This window comes from Antarctobacter albus (assembly GCF_900101505.1).
In the GTDB taxonomy this organism is placed as follows: domain Bacteria; phylum Pseudomonadota; class Alphaproteobacteria; order Rhodobacterales; family Rhodobacteraceae; genus Antarctobacter; species Antarctobacter albus.
Window position 1 is genome coordinate 15947 of the sequence record NZ_FMZI01000004.1, and the last position, 15684, is coordinate 31630.

General features: G+C 65.4%; 14 protein-coding genes. 2 read left to right on the forward strand and 12 right to left on the reverse strand.

What is annotated here, in order from left to right; genetic code table 11:
• Positions 1–22: 22 nt before the first annotated feature.
• The 8 genes from BLQ71_RS26350 to BLQ71_RS07865 form a co-directional block, all read right to left on the reverse strand.
• Positions 23–712 carry a hypothetical protein gene (locus tag BLQ71_RS26350; RefSeq protein WP_074621305.1) on the reverse strand — a complete coding sequence of 230 codons (690 nt, stop codon included), beginning with the start codon at positions 710–712 and terminating at the stop codon, positions 23–25.
• A complete protein-coding gene (locus BLQ71_RS07835; protein ID WP_083342183.1) occupies positions 709–1194 on the reverse strand; it encodes an OmpA family protein in 486 nt (161 codons plus the stop codon). Before BLQ71_RS07835 ends, BLQ71_RS26350 begins: the two co-directional genes overlap by 4 nt.
• 149 nt (positions 1195–1343) lie before the next feature.
• Entirely contained in the window at positions 1344–2396 is a 1053-nt protein-coding gene (locus BLQ71_RS07840) for an Ldh family oxidoreductase (protein ID WP_074621307.1), read from the reverse strand.
• Complete coding sequence (locus BLQ71_RS07845) at positions 2396–3442, reverse strand: L-idonate 5-dehydrogenase (RefSeq protein ID WP_074621308.1); 1047 nt, start codon at positions 3440–3442, stop codon at positions 2396–2398. Before BLQ71_RS07845 ends, BLQ71_RS07840 begins: the two co-directional genes overlap by 1 nt.
• A gap of 11 nt (positions 3443–3453) precedes the next feature.
• Positions 3454–4731: a TRAP transporter large permease gene (locus tag BLQ71_RS07850; RefSeq protein WP_074621309.1), complete on the reverse strand. Its 1278-nt coding sequence runs from the start codon at positions 4729–4731 to the stop codon at positions 3454–3456.
• A 3-nt stretch (positions 4732–4734) separates the two neighbouring features.
• Positions 4735–5238, reverse strand: coding sequence for a TRAP transporter small permease (locus tag BLQ71_RS07855; protein ID WP_229754934.1), 504 nt, complete (start codon positions 5236–5238; stop codon positions 4735–4737).
• 75 nt (positions 5239–5313) lie between these two features.
• Positions 5314–6285 (reverse strand): TRAP transporter substrate-binding protein, encoded by a 972-nt coding sequence (locus tag BLQ71_RS07860; RefSeq protein WP_074621310.1) that lies wholly within the window; start codon positions 6283–6285, stop codon positions 5314–5316.
• A complete protein-coding gene (locus tag BLQ71_RS07865; protein WP_074621311.1) occupies positions 6282–7028 on the reverse strand; it encodes a GntR family transcriptional regulator in 747 nt (248 codons plus the stop codon). The genes BLQ71_RS07860 and BLQ71_RS07865 overlap by 4 nt, the downstream gene beginning before the upstream one ends.
• Positions 7029–7128: 100 nt before the next feature.
• Between BLQ71_RS07865 and uxuA the strand changes: the two genes are divergently transcribed.
• Positions 7129–8337, forward strand: a complete 1209-nt coding sequence (gene uxuA / locus BLQ71_RS07870; RefSeq protein ID WP_074621312.1) for a mannonate dehydratase — start codon at positions 7129–7131, stop codon at positions 8335–8337.
• Positions 8334–9800 carry a mannitol dehydrogenase family protein gene (locus BLQ71_RS07875; protein ID WP_074621313.1) on the forward strand — a complete coding sequence of 489 codons (1467 nt, stop codon included), beginning with the start codon at positions 8334–8336 and terminating at the stop codon, positions 9798–9800. Before uxuA ends, BLQ71_RS07875 begins: the two co-directional genes overlap by 4 nt.
• A gap of 52 nt (positions 9801–9852) precedes the next feature.
• On the opposite strand, the gene BLQ71_RS07880 is transcribed toward BLQ71_RS07875, so the two are convergent.
• From BLQ71_RS07880 to BLQ71_RS07895, 4 genes are all read right to left on the reverse strand, one after another.
• Positions 9853–11208, reverse strand: coding sequence for a TRAP transporter large permease (locus BLQ71_RS07880; RefSeq protein ID WP_043145451.1), 1356 nt, complete (start codon positions 11206–11208; stop codon positions 9853–9855).
• 4 nt (positions 11209–11212) lie between these two features.
• A complete protein-coding gene (locus BLQ71_RS07885) occupies positions 11213–12526 on the reverse strand; it encodes a TRAP transporter small permease subunit (protein WP_074621314.1) in 1314 nt (437 codons plus the stop codon).
• A gap of 86 nt (positions 12527–12612) precedes the next feature.
• Complete coding sequence (dctP, locus tag BLQ71_RS07890) at positions 12613–13713, reverse strand: TRAP transporter substrate-binding protein DctP (RefSeq protein WP_043145453.1); 1101 nt, start codon at positions 13711–13713, stop codon at positions 12613–12615.
• A gap of 222 nt (positions 13714–13935) precedes the next feature.
• A complete protein-coding gene (locus BLQ71_RS07895; protein ID WP_074621315.1) occupies positions 13936–15570 on the reverse strand; it encodes a tetratricopeptide repeat protein in 1635 nt (544 codons plus the stop codon).
• Positions 15571–15684: the final 114 nt, after the last annotated feature.

Sequence of the window (15684 nt, forward strand, 5' to 3'; positions counted from 1 at the left end):
GCCCCGGAAATTCAACGCCATCTCAGCGGCGCAGCAGGGTCTCTGCGGTCGATGATGCCACTTCGACCTTTTCAAGCAAAGACGTGATCGCCCGTGCCTCCAGCCCGTCCAGCGCGTCGTGCAGGCTCTGGATGCTGGTGCGCAGGTGCGCGCGGCTGGCTTCGACATCCTTGCCGTCGCCGCCCGTGCGGGCCCGCAGGGCGCCGTGGGTCTCGATGGCCTCGACCACAAGGTCGGACCGCGCCAGAACCGCCTGCACGCGCGGCAGTTCGCCCGGCGCGTAGAACAGGCTGCGCGCCAGGGCGTCGAACCTGTCGGCGGTCCGGGTCAGCAGCGCGGCGATGTCCTCTTGCGTGCCCGGCACGATGCGGCGGATACGGCGGGCACGGTCATGGGTTTCGATCACCGTGGCCAGCGCGGTGGCATGGCGTCCGGACTGGGCGCCGTGCAACTGGTCAAAGGCATGCGACAACAGCGCCGCCTCGGAATGCAACATGCGCGCGGGCAACAACATCAGCGCCCCCAGCGTCAGGGCCAGGCCCAGCACCACCGCAATAACGACATGGGCGCCCGGAAACCACAGCGGCAAGCGCACGAAGGCCAGGTAGGCCAGCCCCGCCAGCAGCACCACCACCAGAACCAGCAGCGTCGGCAGGACCGGTGTTCGCGCCGACAGGCTGTCCCCGCTGAAGACCCGGTCGTGCATGGTCATGGCCGCACCTGCCACGTCAACGTCACCCGGGCCAGGCTGGACTGATAGGCGCGATCCCCCATGCCGTCCTCGCGCGGCAACGGATCGCCACCGCCCACGCCCCCGGCCCAGTCGATGCGGCGAGGCGGGAAGCCGGCGTCCAGCGCCACCTGCCGCGCGGTCTCGGCGCGTTCTTCGGAAAGCCTCAGGTTGGCGGCCTCGTCCCCCTGGGTGCCGCTGTGGCCGGTGATCCGGATGACGATGCGATCGTCTGCGGCAAGCTGAGAAAGCTGCGCTTTCAGACGTGCCTCCTCCCCCGTGGCAAAGCCGGTTCCGCGGCTGAAGACATAGTCCTCGCTGGCCGGTCTCAACGCCGCACCGGCGATGCCAAGCGCCGCGGCGCCGCCCAGGGCCGCGGCGACCAGCACCGCCCCGATGATCGCTCGGCGGGGCAGTCCCGGGCCGGAACGGGTCGACGGGCTGGCGGCATTCTGTGACGTCACGGGTCAGGCTCCATGCAATGACTTTGTCAAACATGGATAGCATAACCGTGATTTTGCGGGGAAACAGGTCTTGATATCCCCCGGCCCCGCAATTGCCCTGTGGCGTGCAGATGCCTAGTTATTCATCGGTTTCCGATGTCTTTGCCGTCTCAGGGCAGAGTTGCGGGGAAGGCGAGGCCCGACGCTTTGGCACAGTCGCGGATACGGGTCAGCACCTCGTCCGGCAGGGCAATGCCCTGCGTTTCCGCCGCCGCCATCGCGCTTGCGGCACGGTCGCCCGGAATGCGCACCGGCCCGCGCCCCGGGATTGGCGTGCTGTCGCGGCAGGCGGCGTTGAGATGATCCACCTGCGCCTCGAAGGCCCCTGCCCCGGCAAAGGCCGCCGGGTCCATGACCTGCAGAAAGACATTCGCCCCCCAGCGGTCCGGCGCCTCGACCCGTCCATGCCCGGAAAGGCCCTGGGTCAGCATCTCGACCATCAGGCTCATGGCAAAGCCCTTGTGGCCATGATCCATGCCCCCGACCGGCAGGATCGACCCCTTGGGAGTGGCATTGACCACGTTCGGGTCCGTGGTCGCATTCCCCTCGGCGTCCAGCATCCACGGATGGGCAAATTGCGAGCCACTGTTGATGTGCTCGCGCACCTTGGACACCGTGGTGATCGAGGCACAGGTGTCGATCAGCACAGGGTGATCGCCACCCGGATAACCGATGGCCCAGGGATTCGGCGTCAGCAGCGGCTCGACCCCGCCAAAGGGCGCGACCCATTGGCCGGAAGGGTCGGAAGTGGCGATATAGCAGATTTGCCCCTGCAAGGCAGCGATACGGGTCAGTGTCGACAGGCAGCCGATGTGATGGCTGCGCCGGATCGCGATGGCGGCGATGCCGGTTTCGCGGGCGCGGGCCATCGCCGCGTCCAGCGCATGTGTCATGACCCAGTGACCGGGCAGGTAGTTGCCGTCCCAGACCTGTGTCGCGCCGCGATCTGTGACGACCTCGTGCCTCCCGTCCGAGGTCATCCGGCCAGAGGCCAGCTCCGGCAGGTAATAGGACACCATCGAGATCCCGTGTGTCGTGACCCCAAGCTCATCGGTCCGGATCAGCAGCTCGGCAACCACACGCGCCTTCTCGGGGTCAAGACCGCCGCCTGTCAGCAGGCTACGGGCCAGGTCAAACAGGTCGTCACGGGCAAATCGTTGCATCAGGCAGCCTCGAAGGTCAGGTGCACCTTGACCGATTTCGTCCGATCAGCAGCGACGGCAAAGGCCGGCGCGGCCTGTTCCAGCGGAAAGCGCGCGGTGACGATGGGCGCGACGTCGATGCTGCCCGAGGTGATGGCCCGGACGGCCTCGGCAAATTCCTCGTGGAAGCGGTGCGTGCCCTGGACACGGATTTCCTTGGCCACCAGCGCATTGATCGGCATCGGCGTATCGCCGACGACGCCGACCTGCACCAGGACACCGCGCGGGCGCAGGGTCGCGATGGCAGACCGGATCGCAGGCGCGGCGGCGGAGCATTCGAACACGGTGTGGAAATGCCCCTTGTCGGCGGCATAGGCCTCCATCGCGTCGGGGTCCTTGGCAACGTTGATCGTTCGGGTCGCGCCCATTGCACGGGCGACCTCCAGCGTTGCGTCCTGCAAGTCGGTGACGACGATTTCCGACGCGCCTTCGCCCGCCGCGGTGGCCACGCAAAGCGCGCCGATGGGTCCGGCGCCGGTGACCAGCACGCGTTTGCCAGCGATCTCCCCGGCCATGTTCGCCGCGTGCAGGCAGACCGCCAGCGGCTCGGCACAGGCCACGGCGCCCAGGTCGGCGCCCTCGGGCAAGGGGATGCACTGCGCGGCCTCCACGACGATCCGGTCGCGGAACAGACCCTGTTCATGTGGCAGGCGGATGGCGGAGCCGTTGAACCGCATGTTCAGGCAATGCATCGGCAGGCCCTCGGCGCAATACGCGCACGCGCCGCAGGGACGGCTGGGATTCAGGGCCACCGGATCGCCCGGCGAGACATGCGACACACCCTCGCCCACTGCCATGACGCGGCCCGAGGCCTCGTGGCCAAGGATGATCGGCTCGCGCACGCGGATGGTGCCGATGCCGCCGTCCGAGAGGTAGTGCATGTCCGACCCGCAGATCCCGCCCGCGGCGACGGCGACAAGCACCTGTCCCGGCCCCGGTGCGGCGACCTCCTCGGTTTCGATGCGCAGGTCGTTGGCGCCGTAAAGACGGCAGACTCGGGTTTGCATGTCGGTCCTCCTCAATTGGTCAGGACGGATGGCAGCCAGGTGGCCAGCGGCGGAAAGAAGGACACCGCCAACAGCACCAGGATGTTGGTCAGAAGGAAAGGCAGGATCGCGCGCACCACCGGCGCCAGCGGCAGCCGGGCGATATTGGCGCAAACAAAGAGGCAGACCCCCACCGGCGGCGTGGTCAGCCCGATCATCAGGTTCAGCACCGCGAAGGTGGCGAAATGCAGCGGATCGATGCCCACCGCGTTCGACAGCGACAGAAGCGGCACGAAGAGAATGATCAGCGCCGCGATGGTCTCCATGAACATGCCGACGAAAAGCAACAGGATGTTGATCAGAAGGATCACCAGCAGCCTGTTTTCGGTCACGGACAGGACGGAGTCTGCGATGGCCTGTGGGATGCGTTCGGACACCAGGATCCAGCCAAAGACATTGGCAAAGCCCACCAGCGCCAGGATGCCCGCCGCGGAAACCGCGCTGTCCGCGATGATGCCCGGGACCTTTCGCAACGGCAGCTCGCGGTAGATGAAGGCGCCGACGATGAAGGCATAGACAGAGGCGACGACCGCGGTTTCGGTTGGCGTCGCATAGCCGGACAGCAGCCCGTAGATGATCAGGAAGGTCATGGCGATGGCCCAGATCGCCCCGCCGAAGCTGCGCGCAACCTCTCCCCAGCCCTGCCAGGGCTGGTGCGGATAGCCGCGCCGTACAGAGATGACGTAGCAGGTCACCATCATGGCGACGCCCATCAGGATGCCGGGGATGGCCCCCGCCAGGAACATCTTACCCACCGATATCCCCGACAGCGCGCCGACGATGATCATCGGCACAGACGGCGGGATGATCGGGCCGACCGTGGACGAGGCCGCAGTGACGGCGGCCGAGAAATCAGCCGGATAGCCCGCTTTCTTCATGCCGGGGATCAGCACGCCGCCAAGGCTGGCCGCATCGGCCACCGCCGTGCCGGTGATGCCGCCGAACAGCATCGAGGCCGAGATGTTTGTCAGGCCCAGCCCGCCCCTGATCCAGCCGACAATGGCATTGGCAAAGCGGATGATCCGTTGGGTGATCCCGCCCTGGTTCATCAGGTTGCCTGCCAGGATGAACCCCGGGATCGACAGCAGGACAAAGACATCCATGCCCGCGTACATCTTTTGCGGCATGACCACGGGGGGCATCTCCGCAAACAGAAGGTAGGCCAGCGACGACAGGCCAAGGGTGATCGCGACGGGAATGCCCAGGGCAAGACCGGCCACGAAGACCGAGAAGAGGATTGCAACGTCCACGGATCACTCCTCCTCGGGACGGTGGGGCTTGCCGTCTTCGGTGCCGGACAGCATGCCGATGACGCGCAGCACGGCAAAGACGGCCAGTCCGACCAGCATCAGCCAGACGGTGAAATGGACATAGTCCATGCGGATTCCCAGCGCGGGAGAGGTCTGCATCTTGCCGATGGAGACGTAGCGCCAGGCGTGCGACAGAAGGAAGATGGCCAGCCCGGCGGTGGCCAGTGCCGCCAAGAGGCGCAGGAGCCACGGCAGCGGCGCGGGCAGCGCTTCGCTGATGACATCCACGTTCACCAGGTCGCCCGACCGCATCGCGGCCCCGGCGCCAAAGGCCACCATGTAAAGCAGCGCGTAGCGGGTCAGCTCCTCGGTCCAGACCGGCGAGGTGCCCGCCAGCCGCCCGATGACCTGGACCAGCACGGCCCCCATCAGCACCGCAAAGCCCAGGCCCGCCCCGATCCGGGCAAGCAGGACAACGGCCCCGATAAAGCGATCAACGTGTTTCACCGTGTTCCCCCTGTCAATCAGGCCGGCGCCACGGACCCGCGGCACCGGCCAGGTATTCATGCGAACGCGCGGGTCTTATTGCGCGAAAAGCTCTTCGACGATCGGCTTGATCTCGTCGTTGACGTTGGCCAGGACGGCATCCTTGGCCGCCGCCTGGAAGGCAGCCGCATCGACGTCGACAAAGGTCATGCCCTGCGATTCCAGGAAGGCGCGGTCGTCGGCCAGGCTCTGCTCGAACAGCTCACGCTCGTAGGCCTGCGCGCGCTTGGCGGCTTCCATAACGGCATCCTTGTCGGCATCCGACAGCTTGGCCCAGGTGGATTCCGCGATTGTCAGGTAGATCCAGGACCGGACGTGATCGGTCAGGTTGACGTGGCTCTGCACCTCGTAGAAAGAGGCCGAGCGGATCAGCGCCAGCGGGTTTTCCTGCGCTTCGATGGTGCCGTTCTGCAGCGAGGTAAAGACCTCGGAGAAGGCCATCGGGCCGGGGTTGGCGCCCAGCGCCTTCCAGACGTCCACAAACAGCGGCACGTTCGGCACGCGCATCTTGAGGCCGTTCAGGTCGGCGGGCGTGGTGATCGCACGGTTCGAGGTCAGGTCGCGCGCGCCACGGGCGAAATAGGCGATCGGGCGGATCTGCACCTTGTCGACGATCTGCGCCTTGATGTCGTCACCCACCGGACCGGCGGCAAAGGCATCCATGTCCTCGATGGTCTGGAACGCATAGGGAACCGCCAGCAGGGCCGCCATCGGCGCCCAGTTCTGCAGGCTTTCGCCGGTGATGGTCATGTCGACCGTGCCCAGCTGCATGCCGTTGATCAGGTCGATTTCCTTGCCCAGCGACTCGTTCGGGAACACTTCGACGGCGATACGGCCATCGGTCAGCGCCGACAGTTCCTCGCCGAACTTGACGCTGGCCTTGTGCCATGAGTTGTCCTCGTTGGCGAGGTGACCCAGCTTGAGCGTCATCTCTTGCGCTGCGACCGGGGCGGCGACCATTGCCGCCACGGCTGCGGCGATTGCGGTCATCCTGAAACCAAAAGTCATCCCTGTTCTCCTCCTTGGATGGGGGCATTCACCGGTTGCGGCAAGGCGCCGTCCGGCAATTCGAAATAGGCGGCATTGGCCGCCACGATCTGCGGGAGATCACTGAGGACCTCACGCAGGTGATGTCGGACCGCCGAATTGGCGCCGGTGATGGCGCCGCATTCGATCTGGTCCACGATGTCACGATGCTGCGCGATCAGCTTGCGCAGCGGGAACTGGCCCAGCGACAGGAAACGAACCCGGTCCATCTGGGCCTTCAGGCCCTCGATCTGTTTCCAGGCCCCGCCCTTCCCGGCCGCTTCGGCCAGGGTGCGATGGAACAGGTCGTCGAGGTCGATGAAGTCGTTGGGGTCGCCGCCCTCGGCCTCTTCCTGCCGGATCAGTTGCCCGCGCAGTTCTGCAATGACCGCCGGGTCTGGCGCGCGAGCGAGGATCTTGGCGATGTCCGCCTCGATCGCCTCGCGCAGAAAGCGCGCGTCCAGCACCGCGGAATAGCCGATACGGCTCACGATGGTGCCCCGTTGCGGCAGGACGGCCAACAGCCCGAGATCGGCGAGGCGAATGAAGGCCTCGCGCACGGGTTGGCGGCTGACGTCATAGGTGCGGGCCACTTCGGACTCGGACAGCCTGTCGCCGGGCTTCAAATCGTTGTGGATGATCCGTTCACGCAGAATCCGCAGGATTTGCCGCGAAATCGGCAAAGCCGGATCGAGTTCCCAGGTTCCGCTGCCCTCGGCATTCATGATTCGCCGTCCTCCCGCTCGCTAGCTACCATACTTCCATACTAGTCAGCAATCACGGAGGGTGATAGAGAACGGCAAGACTTCAAAGCGGGAGGACACCATGAAGCAGACCTGGCGCTGGTTTGGTCCCAAGGACCTTGTGACAACCGATGACGTGGCGCAGGCGGGGGCCGAAGGCATCGTGTCGGCCCTGCACCACGTCCCCACCGGCACCGTCTGGAGCCGCGACGAGATCGCGAAGCGACAGGCAGAGATCGCACGCCTTTCCGATGGCAGCCCCTCGGGACTGGACTGGGCCGTGGTGGAAAGCCTGCCGGTTTCCGAGGACATCAAGAAACAGCAGGGCGACTGGCGACAGCACATCGCCAACTACAAGGAAAGCCTGCACAATCTGGCTGCCTCTGGGCTGGAAGTGATCTGCTACAACTTCATGCCGGTACTGGACTGGACGCGCACGGACCTGGCCTGGCGGCTGCCCAGCGGCGCCACCTGCATGCGGTTCGACCTGACCGATTTCGCCGCCTTCGACCTGCACATCCTGGCGCGGGACGGCGCCAGAAAGGACTATGACGCCGCGTTGCAAGAGGCCGCCGCACGTCGCTTTGCCGCGATGAACGACGAGGCGAAGGAGGCACTGGCCGGAAACGTGGTCTACGGCCTGCCCGGCGCGGCAGAGCGATTCTCGCTCGAGGACGTACGCGCGCATCTGGCCGAATACGCCGCCCTGAGCGAAGCCACCCTGCGCGGCCACTTGGTCGACTTCCTGTCGGAAGTCGCCCCGGTGGCGCAGGAACTGGGTCTGAGGCTCTGCTGTCATCCGGACGATCCGCCCTTTCCGCTGCTGGGCCTGCCGCGCATCATGTCGACCGAGGCGCAGTACCGCGCGGTGATGGAGGCGGTCGACCTGCCCGCCAACGGCATCACGCTGTGTTCCGGCTCGCTTGGCGCGCGCCCCGACAACGACCTGCCGGGCATGATGGAGCGTCTGGGCGACCGGGTGCATTTCCTGCACCTGCGCAACGTCAAGCGCGAGACAACCGAGGTGCGCGGCTCTTTCCACGAGGCCGAACACCTGGGCGGCGACACTGACATGGTGGCCCTTGTCGAGGCGGCTCTGAGGGAAGAGGCACGCCGCAGGGCCGCGGGCCGCTCCGACTGGTCCATTCCCTTCCGCCCGGACCACGGGCAGGATATCCTGGACGACCTCGGTCGCAAGGCGCAGCCGGGCTATCCCTCGATCGGGCGGCTCAAAGGACTAGCGGAACTGCGCGGGATCATCGCTGCGCTGTCGCCCCGGGTGGTGGCATGACCCGGCTCAGCACGCTTGACCAACTGGCCCAGGGTGTCCGCCGCCCCGGCTACGATCCGGCCGCCCACGGGCCGGGCATTGTCCACATCGGCCTGGGCGCCTTTCACAAGGCGCACCAGGCGCTTTATACCGACGACGCCCTGGCGGCGGCGGGCGGCGACTGGCGCATCACCGGCGTCAGCCTGCGCAGCCTGGAACCGGCGGCCGAGTTGACACCGCAGAACGGGTTGTTCACCCTCATCGAACGCGGTGTCGAAGGAAGCACGGCGCGGATCATCGGCGCCATCGACCGCGCGCTGAGCCTGTCCACCGACCGGCGCGCGGTGCTGGACGCGCTTTGCGATCCGACCACGCGCATCGTCTCGCTGACAGTGACCGAAAAGGGCTATGGCATCGACCGCGCCACCGGCGGCATCGACCGAACCCACCCGGCAATTGCCGCGGACCTCGCCGATCCCGGTGACCCGCAAGGGGTCGCGGGCCTTCTGGTCTGGGCGCTGCGACAGCGGCGGCAGGCCGGCACGCCACCCTTTACCGTGCTCTGCTGTGACAACCTGCCGGAAAACGGCACGCTCGTCCGGTCACTGCTGGTCGATTTCGCCCGGCAGACCGCCCCGGATCTGGCCGATCATATCGCCAGCGATGTCGCTTTTCCCTCGACGATGGTGGACCGGATCACCCCGGCCCGCACCGAGGCCACGCTGGCCCTGGCCCGCGAGATGACGGGTGTCGAGGATCACGGCGCCATCGAATGCGAGAGCTTTCGCCAATGGGTGATCGAGGATCGGTTTCCGTCGGGCCGCCCCGCATGGGAGGCTGGCGGCGCGGTCTTTGTCGAGGATGTCCGCCCCTTCGAGAACATGAAGCTGAGGATGCTGAACGGCGCGCATTCCATGCTGGCCTATGCGGGCTTCCTGGCCGGGCACAGATATGTCCGCGACGTGATGGGAGATCCCGCGCTGGCGGCTCTGGTCCGGCGGCACCTGGCCGCCGCTGCAGCCACCCTGCCGCCCCTGCCCGGCGTGGACCTGCAAGCCTACGCGGGTGACCTGGCGGCTCGGTTCGCCAACCCGCACCTCGGACACGAAACCTACCAGATCGCGATGGACGGGACCGAGAAGATGCCGCAGCGCATCTTTGCCGCCGCCTGCGACGCGCTGGACCGCGCGCAACCGCTGGAACCCTTCGCCTTCGCCACCGCCGCCTGGATGCGATACACGCTTGGCCGCGACGAGGCGGGCCAGGCCTATGACCTTCGCGACCCACGGTCCGCCCTGCTGACCCCTCTGCCTGACGAGCCGGTGACGCCCGAGGGCCTGCACGACCGGCTTGCCGCTTTCCCTGACCTGGTCCCCACGCGCCTGACGGAGGCGCCCGGCTGGCGCGATGCGGTGATCGCGCGGCTGACTGTCATGCTGGATCGGGGAATGCGCGCGGCCATCGAGGCCGACGCGTCGCGCTGACCCCGGAAAGCGAAGCGGCCCCGCCTGTCTGGCGGGGCCGCTTGTCATCATGTCAGCCGTAGACCAGCCTTGGTAGCCAGGTGATGATCTCTGGTATCATCATGCACAGGACCAGTCCGACGATCTGCAGGAACAGGAACGGCAGCGCCGACTTGAAGATGTCGGTCATCGGGATGTGATCCGGGGCCACCCCGCGCAGGTAGAACAGCGCATAGCCAAAGGGCGGCGACAGGAACGACATCTGCATGTTCACCAGGTAGAGCACGCCGAACCACAGCACCAGGTCCTCGGGGCTGTCGAGGCCAAAAGCGGCCGCACCGAGCGCCTTGATGATCGGGACAAAGATCGGCACGCACAAGAGCAGGATGCCGACCCAGTCCAGGAACATCCCCAGGATCACCAACAGCACTTGCATCAGGATCAGGATGCCCCAGGGGCCAAGCCCCGTGGCCGCCAGCGCGTCCTGCACGAACTGCTGCCCGCCTTCCAGGACGTAGAGACCGACAAAGATCGTCGCACCGAACATGATCCAGATGACCATCGCGCTGGCTTTCAGCGTCGTGGTGCAGGCCTCGCGCACCGTCGGCCAATCCAGCTTGCGGTGGATGGCGGCGACGATGAAGGCGCCGAAGGTGCCGATGCCGGCCGCCTCGACCGGGGTGGCCACACCGGAAAAGATAATGCCCAGCACCACCACGACCAGCGTGATCGGTGCCGCCATCTTGCCCACCAGTTGCAGTTTCTCCTTGTTGGAAACCCGCTCTTCGACCGGGATCGCCGGCCCCAGCGCCGGGTTGATGTAGCAGCGCAGCGTGACGTAGAGGATATACATCCCCGACAGCAGCAGGCCCGGGATCACCGCGCCGATGAACAGCTCACCCACCGATTGTTCCGCGACCACCGCATAGATGATGGCCAGGATCGACGGCGGGATCAGGATGCCCAGCGTGCCGCCGGCCATGATCGAGCCCATCGCGATCTTGGGATCGTACTGGCGCTTCAGCATCGCCGGCAGGGCGATGATCCCCATCGTCACGACCGCAGCCCCGATAACGCCGACCATCGCCGCAAGGATCGTCGAGGCGATGATGGTGGCTGAGGCCAGCCCCCCCTTCACCCCGCCGAGGACCTTGTAGATCACGTCGAACATATCGTTGATGATCCCTGCCCTCTCCAGCATCGCGGCCATGAAGATGAACAGGGGGATCGCCGAAAGCTGATAGTTGGTCATCAGCGGGAAGATCCGGCTGGGCACGATGTTCAGCGCCCGCGCATCCCCGAGGACAAAGAGGAAGACACAGGCCAGCCCCCCGGTGACGAAGGCCAGCGGCAGGCCCGCCATGAGCAGCGCCAGAAGGCTGCCGAACATGATGAGCGTCAGCCACTCGATTCCGATTTCGATACCCATTACCTCAGTTCCCCCGCGCGATTTCACGGATGTCTTTCGAGACCTTCGAGATGCCCTGCAGCACCAGCAAAAGCCCACCCATCACCATGACCCATTTCATCGGCCACAGCGGCACTTCCCACTCGTTGAAGCTGATCTCGCCCCAGCGGATGTTCGGATCGGTCCATTGGTCCAGGCCAAAGCCACCGACCATCTCGCCAAAGGAGATCTGGCCGCGCGCCCAGTCCGAAACCACCGCGTTGCCGGAGGGCACCGCGATCGCGTCCATCGCAAAGATCCAGGACGTCACCAGCAGCGTGCCGGCGAAGATGAAGAAAAAGATCGAGGTCAGGAGATCGACCCAGGCCTTTTTCGGCCTGGTCAACGGCGCATAGAAGATGTCGACCCGCACATGGCTTTCGGTCAGCATCGCGTAGGCGCCCGCGATCAGGTATTGCATCCCGAACATCAGGTACATCGCTTCGTGCGCCCAGTTCGTCGGCGAGCCGAAGACATAGCGCGCGATCACCTCGTAATAGTAGACAAAGACCGCGATCACCGCCCAGTAGGCGACGAACTCGCCGCAGAAAAGCGACAGCCGGTCGATCCAGTTCTGGGCATAGTCGCTGTCATGCTTGGGCCCCTCCTCGGCCTCGGCGGCCAGCAGGGCCTTTTCCGCGTCCGACAGTTCCTCGTGCGCGGGCAGCGCATCGTTCGCGCGCCGCACCAGCATCGGCATCAGCACGAAATCGAGCGCCAGCAGGGCCAGGATGAGATACAGCCCGTAGCCCGCCGCGTTGTCCCACAAGGCGCGCGTGCCAGCGGCCTCGTCGCGCAGAGGCGTGATGTCCTCCTGCGTCGCGCGGGCCTCGGACAGGCGTTCCTCGCCCTTGGCGACGGTGTCCTGCGCCCTTTGCAGACGACGTTCTGCGCTGCGCTTGGCAAAGCTGCCTTCCTCGGCCTCGTCAAAGGTGGCCTGAAGGTCGGCCATTCCGGCGCGCGCCTCTTCGACCCGGCTCTCTTCGCGATCGAGGACGCGTTGCGCGACGCGCAGCTGGTTTTCATAGTCCGACAGGACCGAACGTGCATCCTGCGTCTGCCCGTTGGCAAAGAGGATGAACAGGAAGATCGGGATATAGACCAGTCCCAGCATGTTCTTGAGATAGAACCGATGCAGGCCGATGATCCCGCCGGAAACCCCGATCATGTAGGCCAGCGGCAGGGTATAGCGTTTCTCGGCCTGCTGGGGGCGTCGCGACAGCACCATCGCGATGATGGGAAAGACGATCAGCCCCACCCAGTAGAGCCAATGTGGAAGCGTGAAGCTGAGACCGGGCATTGACGGTCCTCATGGTTTGGCATGACAAGGAAAGCGCCCGGCACACATCTGGCGCCGGGCGGAAACGATCTGTGCGGTCGGACCGATCAGAGCTTGAGCTCAAGCCCCTGGGTCAGAGCCGGATCCACATAGCCCAACGAGCCGGACAACATGTAATCCAGCTGGATCTTGAAGACGCGGGCGGCCTGCGGATCGCGGTTGGCGTAGTCGAACCAGACCGGAACGGCGACCTCTGTCATCAGCTCCACGTCGTCCTGCGTCAGGCGCGTAACCTCGGTGCCGTCGGCCTCGAACTTGGCCCATGCGTCCTGGTCGGCCTTCTGGATCGCTGCATGGTGCATGTCGGAATAGACATGGGTTTCCATCTCGACGAACTGCTTCATCTGCGGGCTCAGCGCGTCCCAGGCGGCCTGGCCCACGGTGATGTCCATGATGTCGACCGGCTGGTACAGCGACATGAAACCCGGTGGGCCCATCACGATGTAATCGGTCACCTGGCTGAAGCCGAGCGCGTAGTTGACCGCCGGGCCCACGTAGTCGGCCACGTCGATGGTGCCCTTTTCCAACGCCGGGAAAATCTCCGAGCCGGGCAGGACCGTGGTTTCGGCGCCGATCTGGGTAAAGATCTCGGCCACCATGCCGCCGGGCAGGCGCATCTTGCGGCCCGCGAAATCGTCGATCGACCGGATAGGCACCTTGGAGTGGATGATGTTCGGGCCGTGGTGGACGGGCCCCACGAAATGCATACCCTGCGCGGCATAAAGTTCGCGCGCGATGTCGATGCCGCCGAGTCCGTAATAGAACACGTCGAATTCATGCGGATTGCGCAGGCCCAACGGGATCGAGGTCAGGAAGGTCGCCGCCGGGATGATCCCCTGGGCGTAGATCGTGAAGGGGTTCACGGCATCCAGAACACCGTTCTTGACGGCATCGTACAGCTGAAAGTCGCCCACGACGTCATTTGCGCCAAAGGGCTGGAACGCCAGTTCCCCGCCGGTCTTTTCCTCGATGGTTGCGCACCAGTCCTTGAAAATCTGCAGGCCAGCGCCGCCGGGCCAGCTGGTCTGGATTTTCCAGGTGGTGGTCTGGCCCTGCGCCGTTGCGAGATGCGGGGCTGCAAGGGTTGCCGCGCCGGCACCAGCCAAAGTGCGCAGCGCTGCGCGCCGCGTTGAGATATTGCGTGTCATCTTCGTCCTCCCGTTTATCCGAGCCCCCGATCATGACGGAACCGGGCGCTCTAGGGGCAATTCTAGGGTTGTCCCGCCAAATTGGTAATATTTTCTTTCCGAAACCGCAAAGAAATCTTCAACACATTCAGAGTCTCATAGGTATAGTCAGACCTCGGCAAGGGCTGACACGCCGACCTTGACGGAAAAAATACTCAGTCCCGGGACCTTGGCCCTGCCCTGCTACGCCACGCGCGCCCGGCAAAGACAACTTGCCCGGATCGGCACGTCTGCCCGGGCCAGGGCGACGTCGAGGGCCGCCTTGATATGGGTACGCTCCACCGTCTCGCCGCGTCGGGCCAGGCATTCGTCCAGCCCATGCAGTGCCCAGACGTTGCGCGGATGCTGGCTTGGCCGGGGCAAGGCACCGTCAAGCCCAAGGTCGGCACGATAGACCGCCTCGGCCTCGGCGTAGCGCCCGGCATCCATCAGCAAGGCGCCCAGCGCATGCCGCGTCGGCTGCGGCCAGGACCAGGGTTCCTCATACTGCAGCCCGTCATCCAGGGCGACCGCCTCACGCAGGAAGGCCAGTCCCTCCTCGCAGCGTCCGGCCTTGTAGGCGACCTCGCCCAGCATCATCTGCTCGGCCACGGCCAGAACGTCGCGCGCGGTGTTGTTGAACAGCATCCGTTCCTCGGGAACCAGGGCATAGGCATCGACAAAGGCTCGTTTCGCGACTTCCGCCGCGTCGTGTCGGCCCAGGTTGGCCAGCGCAACGGCCCGCGCATAAAGGATCAGTGCGTTGGTTGTCGTGTAAAGCTCGGTATCCTCGGGCAACTCCAGGTCCAGCACTTCGGACCACATGCCGAAGCGTATATAGACATGCGGCAGGGCCGCCACGAAGGTCTCGAACAGGTCGGGATAGACCCGCACCACCTCATCCGGCACCTCGGCACGCAAGCGTTTGGCCGCGTCCAGCGCCGCCGCCTTCTGCCCCAGGAACATCGCCCCGTAGAGCGCGAAATGCAGGTTGTGAATGCGGTAGAGCGCGTAGAAATTCGCGGCCCCCGACCGCAACTTGAAGGTCTCGTCGACCCTTGCCGCGGCAAGGTTGCGGGACAGCACGCTCTGGTAATCGCCACACAGCACGTCGATGTGGGTCGCCATGTGCACAAGGTGCCCCGCGTCCGGCACCAGCCCCGTCAGGCGGTCGCCGTGGCGCAGCGCCCGTTCCGGATGCGGCGACATTTCCATCAGGTGAATGTACATGTGCAGCAACCCGGGATGATCCCAGGCGCCCGGCACCTGGTCAAAGGCCCTCTCCAGCACCGCCATCGCCTCGGAGGTCGAAGCCTCGGGGTTCGGCACGCCGCGATGGAAATCCCACAGCTGCCAGGGCGTGCGGTTCATCATCGCCTCGGCGTACACGAAGGTGACATCCAGATCGTCGGGAAACTGAGCATAGACCGGCTGCATCGCGGAGGAAAACCCGTCGTTGAACGGCTGGAAATCCTCGATATCCGGGTCCTGCGGATAGCGCGCGGCCAGCGCCCCCAGCAGGGCCCGTTCGACCGGCGCCGCCCCATGCAGAGCCAGCCCGGCGGCCAGCGCCGCATGGGCGCGGGCCAGGGCCGGCGCCTTTTCCTCGGGGGTAAAGACCTCCCACGGCTTGTTGTAGTTCGGCCCGATGGCATAGGCGATGCCCCAATGGGCCAAGGCGCAGGCCGGGTCGGCCGTCAGCGCCTTTTCGAAACACAGGATCGCCTCTTCGTGGTTGTAGGCAAACAGCCAGACCATGCCCCGGTCAAGCCAAAGCTGTGCCTCTGGAGCGGTCGCGACCGGACGGCCGTAGGTTCCCAGGTCATAATAATCCGACATGCCATCCCCCTTTTCCCCAGGACCATCCTAGCAGATTTTCCGGAACACCGGGCAAAGACCCGCCCTGACCGCCCGACAAAAAAAATTTCGCAATCTGACACGACCTCGCCAAGG

Bases quoted from the DNA above. Each gene is read 5' to 3' on its own strand.
- BLQ71_RS07895 (WP_074621315.1), bottom strand. From the start codon at position 15,570: ATGTCGGATTATTATGACCTGGGAACCTACGGCCGTCCGGTCGCGACC.
- BLQ71_RS07885 (WP_074621314.1), bottom strand. From the start codon at position 12,526: ATGCCCGGTCTCAGCTTCACGCTTCCACATTGGCTCTACTGGGTGGGG.
- BLQ71_RS07840 (WP_074621307.1), bottom strand. From the start codon at position 2,396: ATGCAACGATTTGCCCGTGACGACCTGTTTGACCTGGCCCGTAGCCTG.
- BLQ71_RS07865 (WP_074621311.1), bottom strand. From the start codon at position 7,028: ATGAATGCCGAGGGCAGCGGAACCTGGGAACTCGATCCGGCTTTGCCG.
- BLQ71_RS07845 (WP_074621308.1), bottom strand. From the start codon at position 3,442: ATGCAAACCCGAGTCTGCCGTCTTTACGGCGCCAACGACCTGCGCATC.
- dctP (WP_043145453.1), bottom strand. From the start codon at position 13,713: ATGACACGCAATATCTCAACGCGGCGCGCAGCGCTGCGCACTTTGGCT.
- uxuA (WP_074621312.1), top strand. From the start codon at position 7,129: ATGAAGCAGACCTGGCGCTGGTTTGGTCCCAAGGACCTTGTGACAACC.
- BLQ71_RS26350 (WP_074621305.1), bottom strand. From the start codon at position 712: ATGACCATGCACGACCGGGTCTTCAGCGGGGACAGCCTGTCGGCGCGA.
- BLQ71_RS07860 (WP_074621310.1), bottom strand. From the start codon at position 6,285: ATGACTTTTGGTTTCAGGATGACCGCAATCGCCGCAGCCGTGGCGGCA.
- BLQ71_RS07880 (WP_043145451.1), bottom strand. From the start codon at position 11,208: ATGGGTATCGAAATCGGAATCGAGTGGCTGACGCTCATCATGTTCGGC.
- BLQ71_RS07875 (WP_074621313.1), top strand. From the start codon at position 8,334: ATGACCCGGCTCAGCACGCTTGACCAACTGGCCCAGGGTGTCCGCCGC.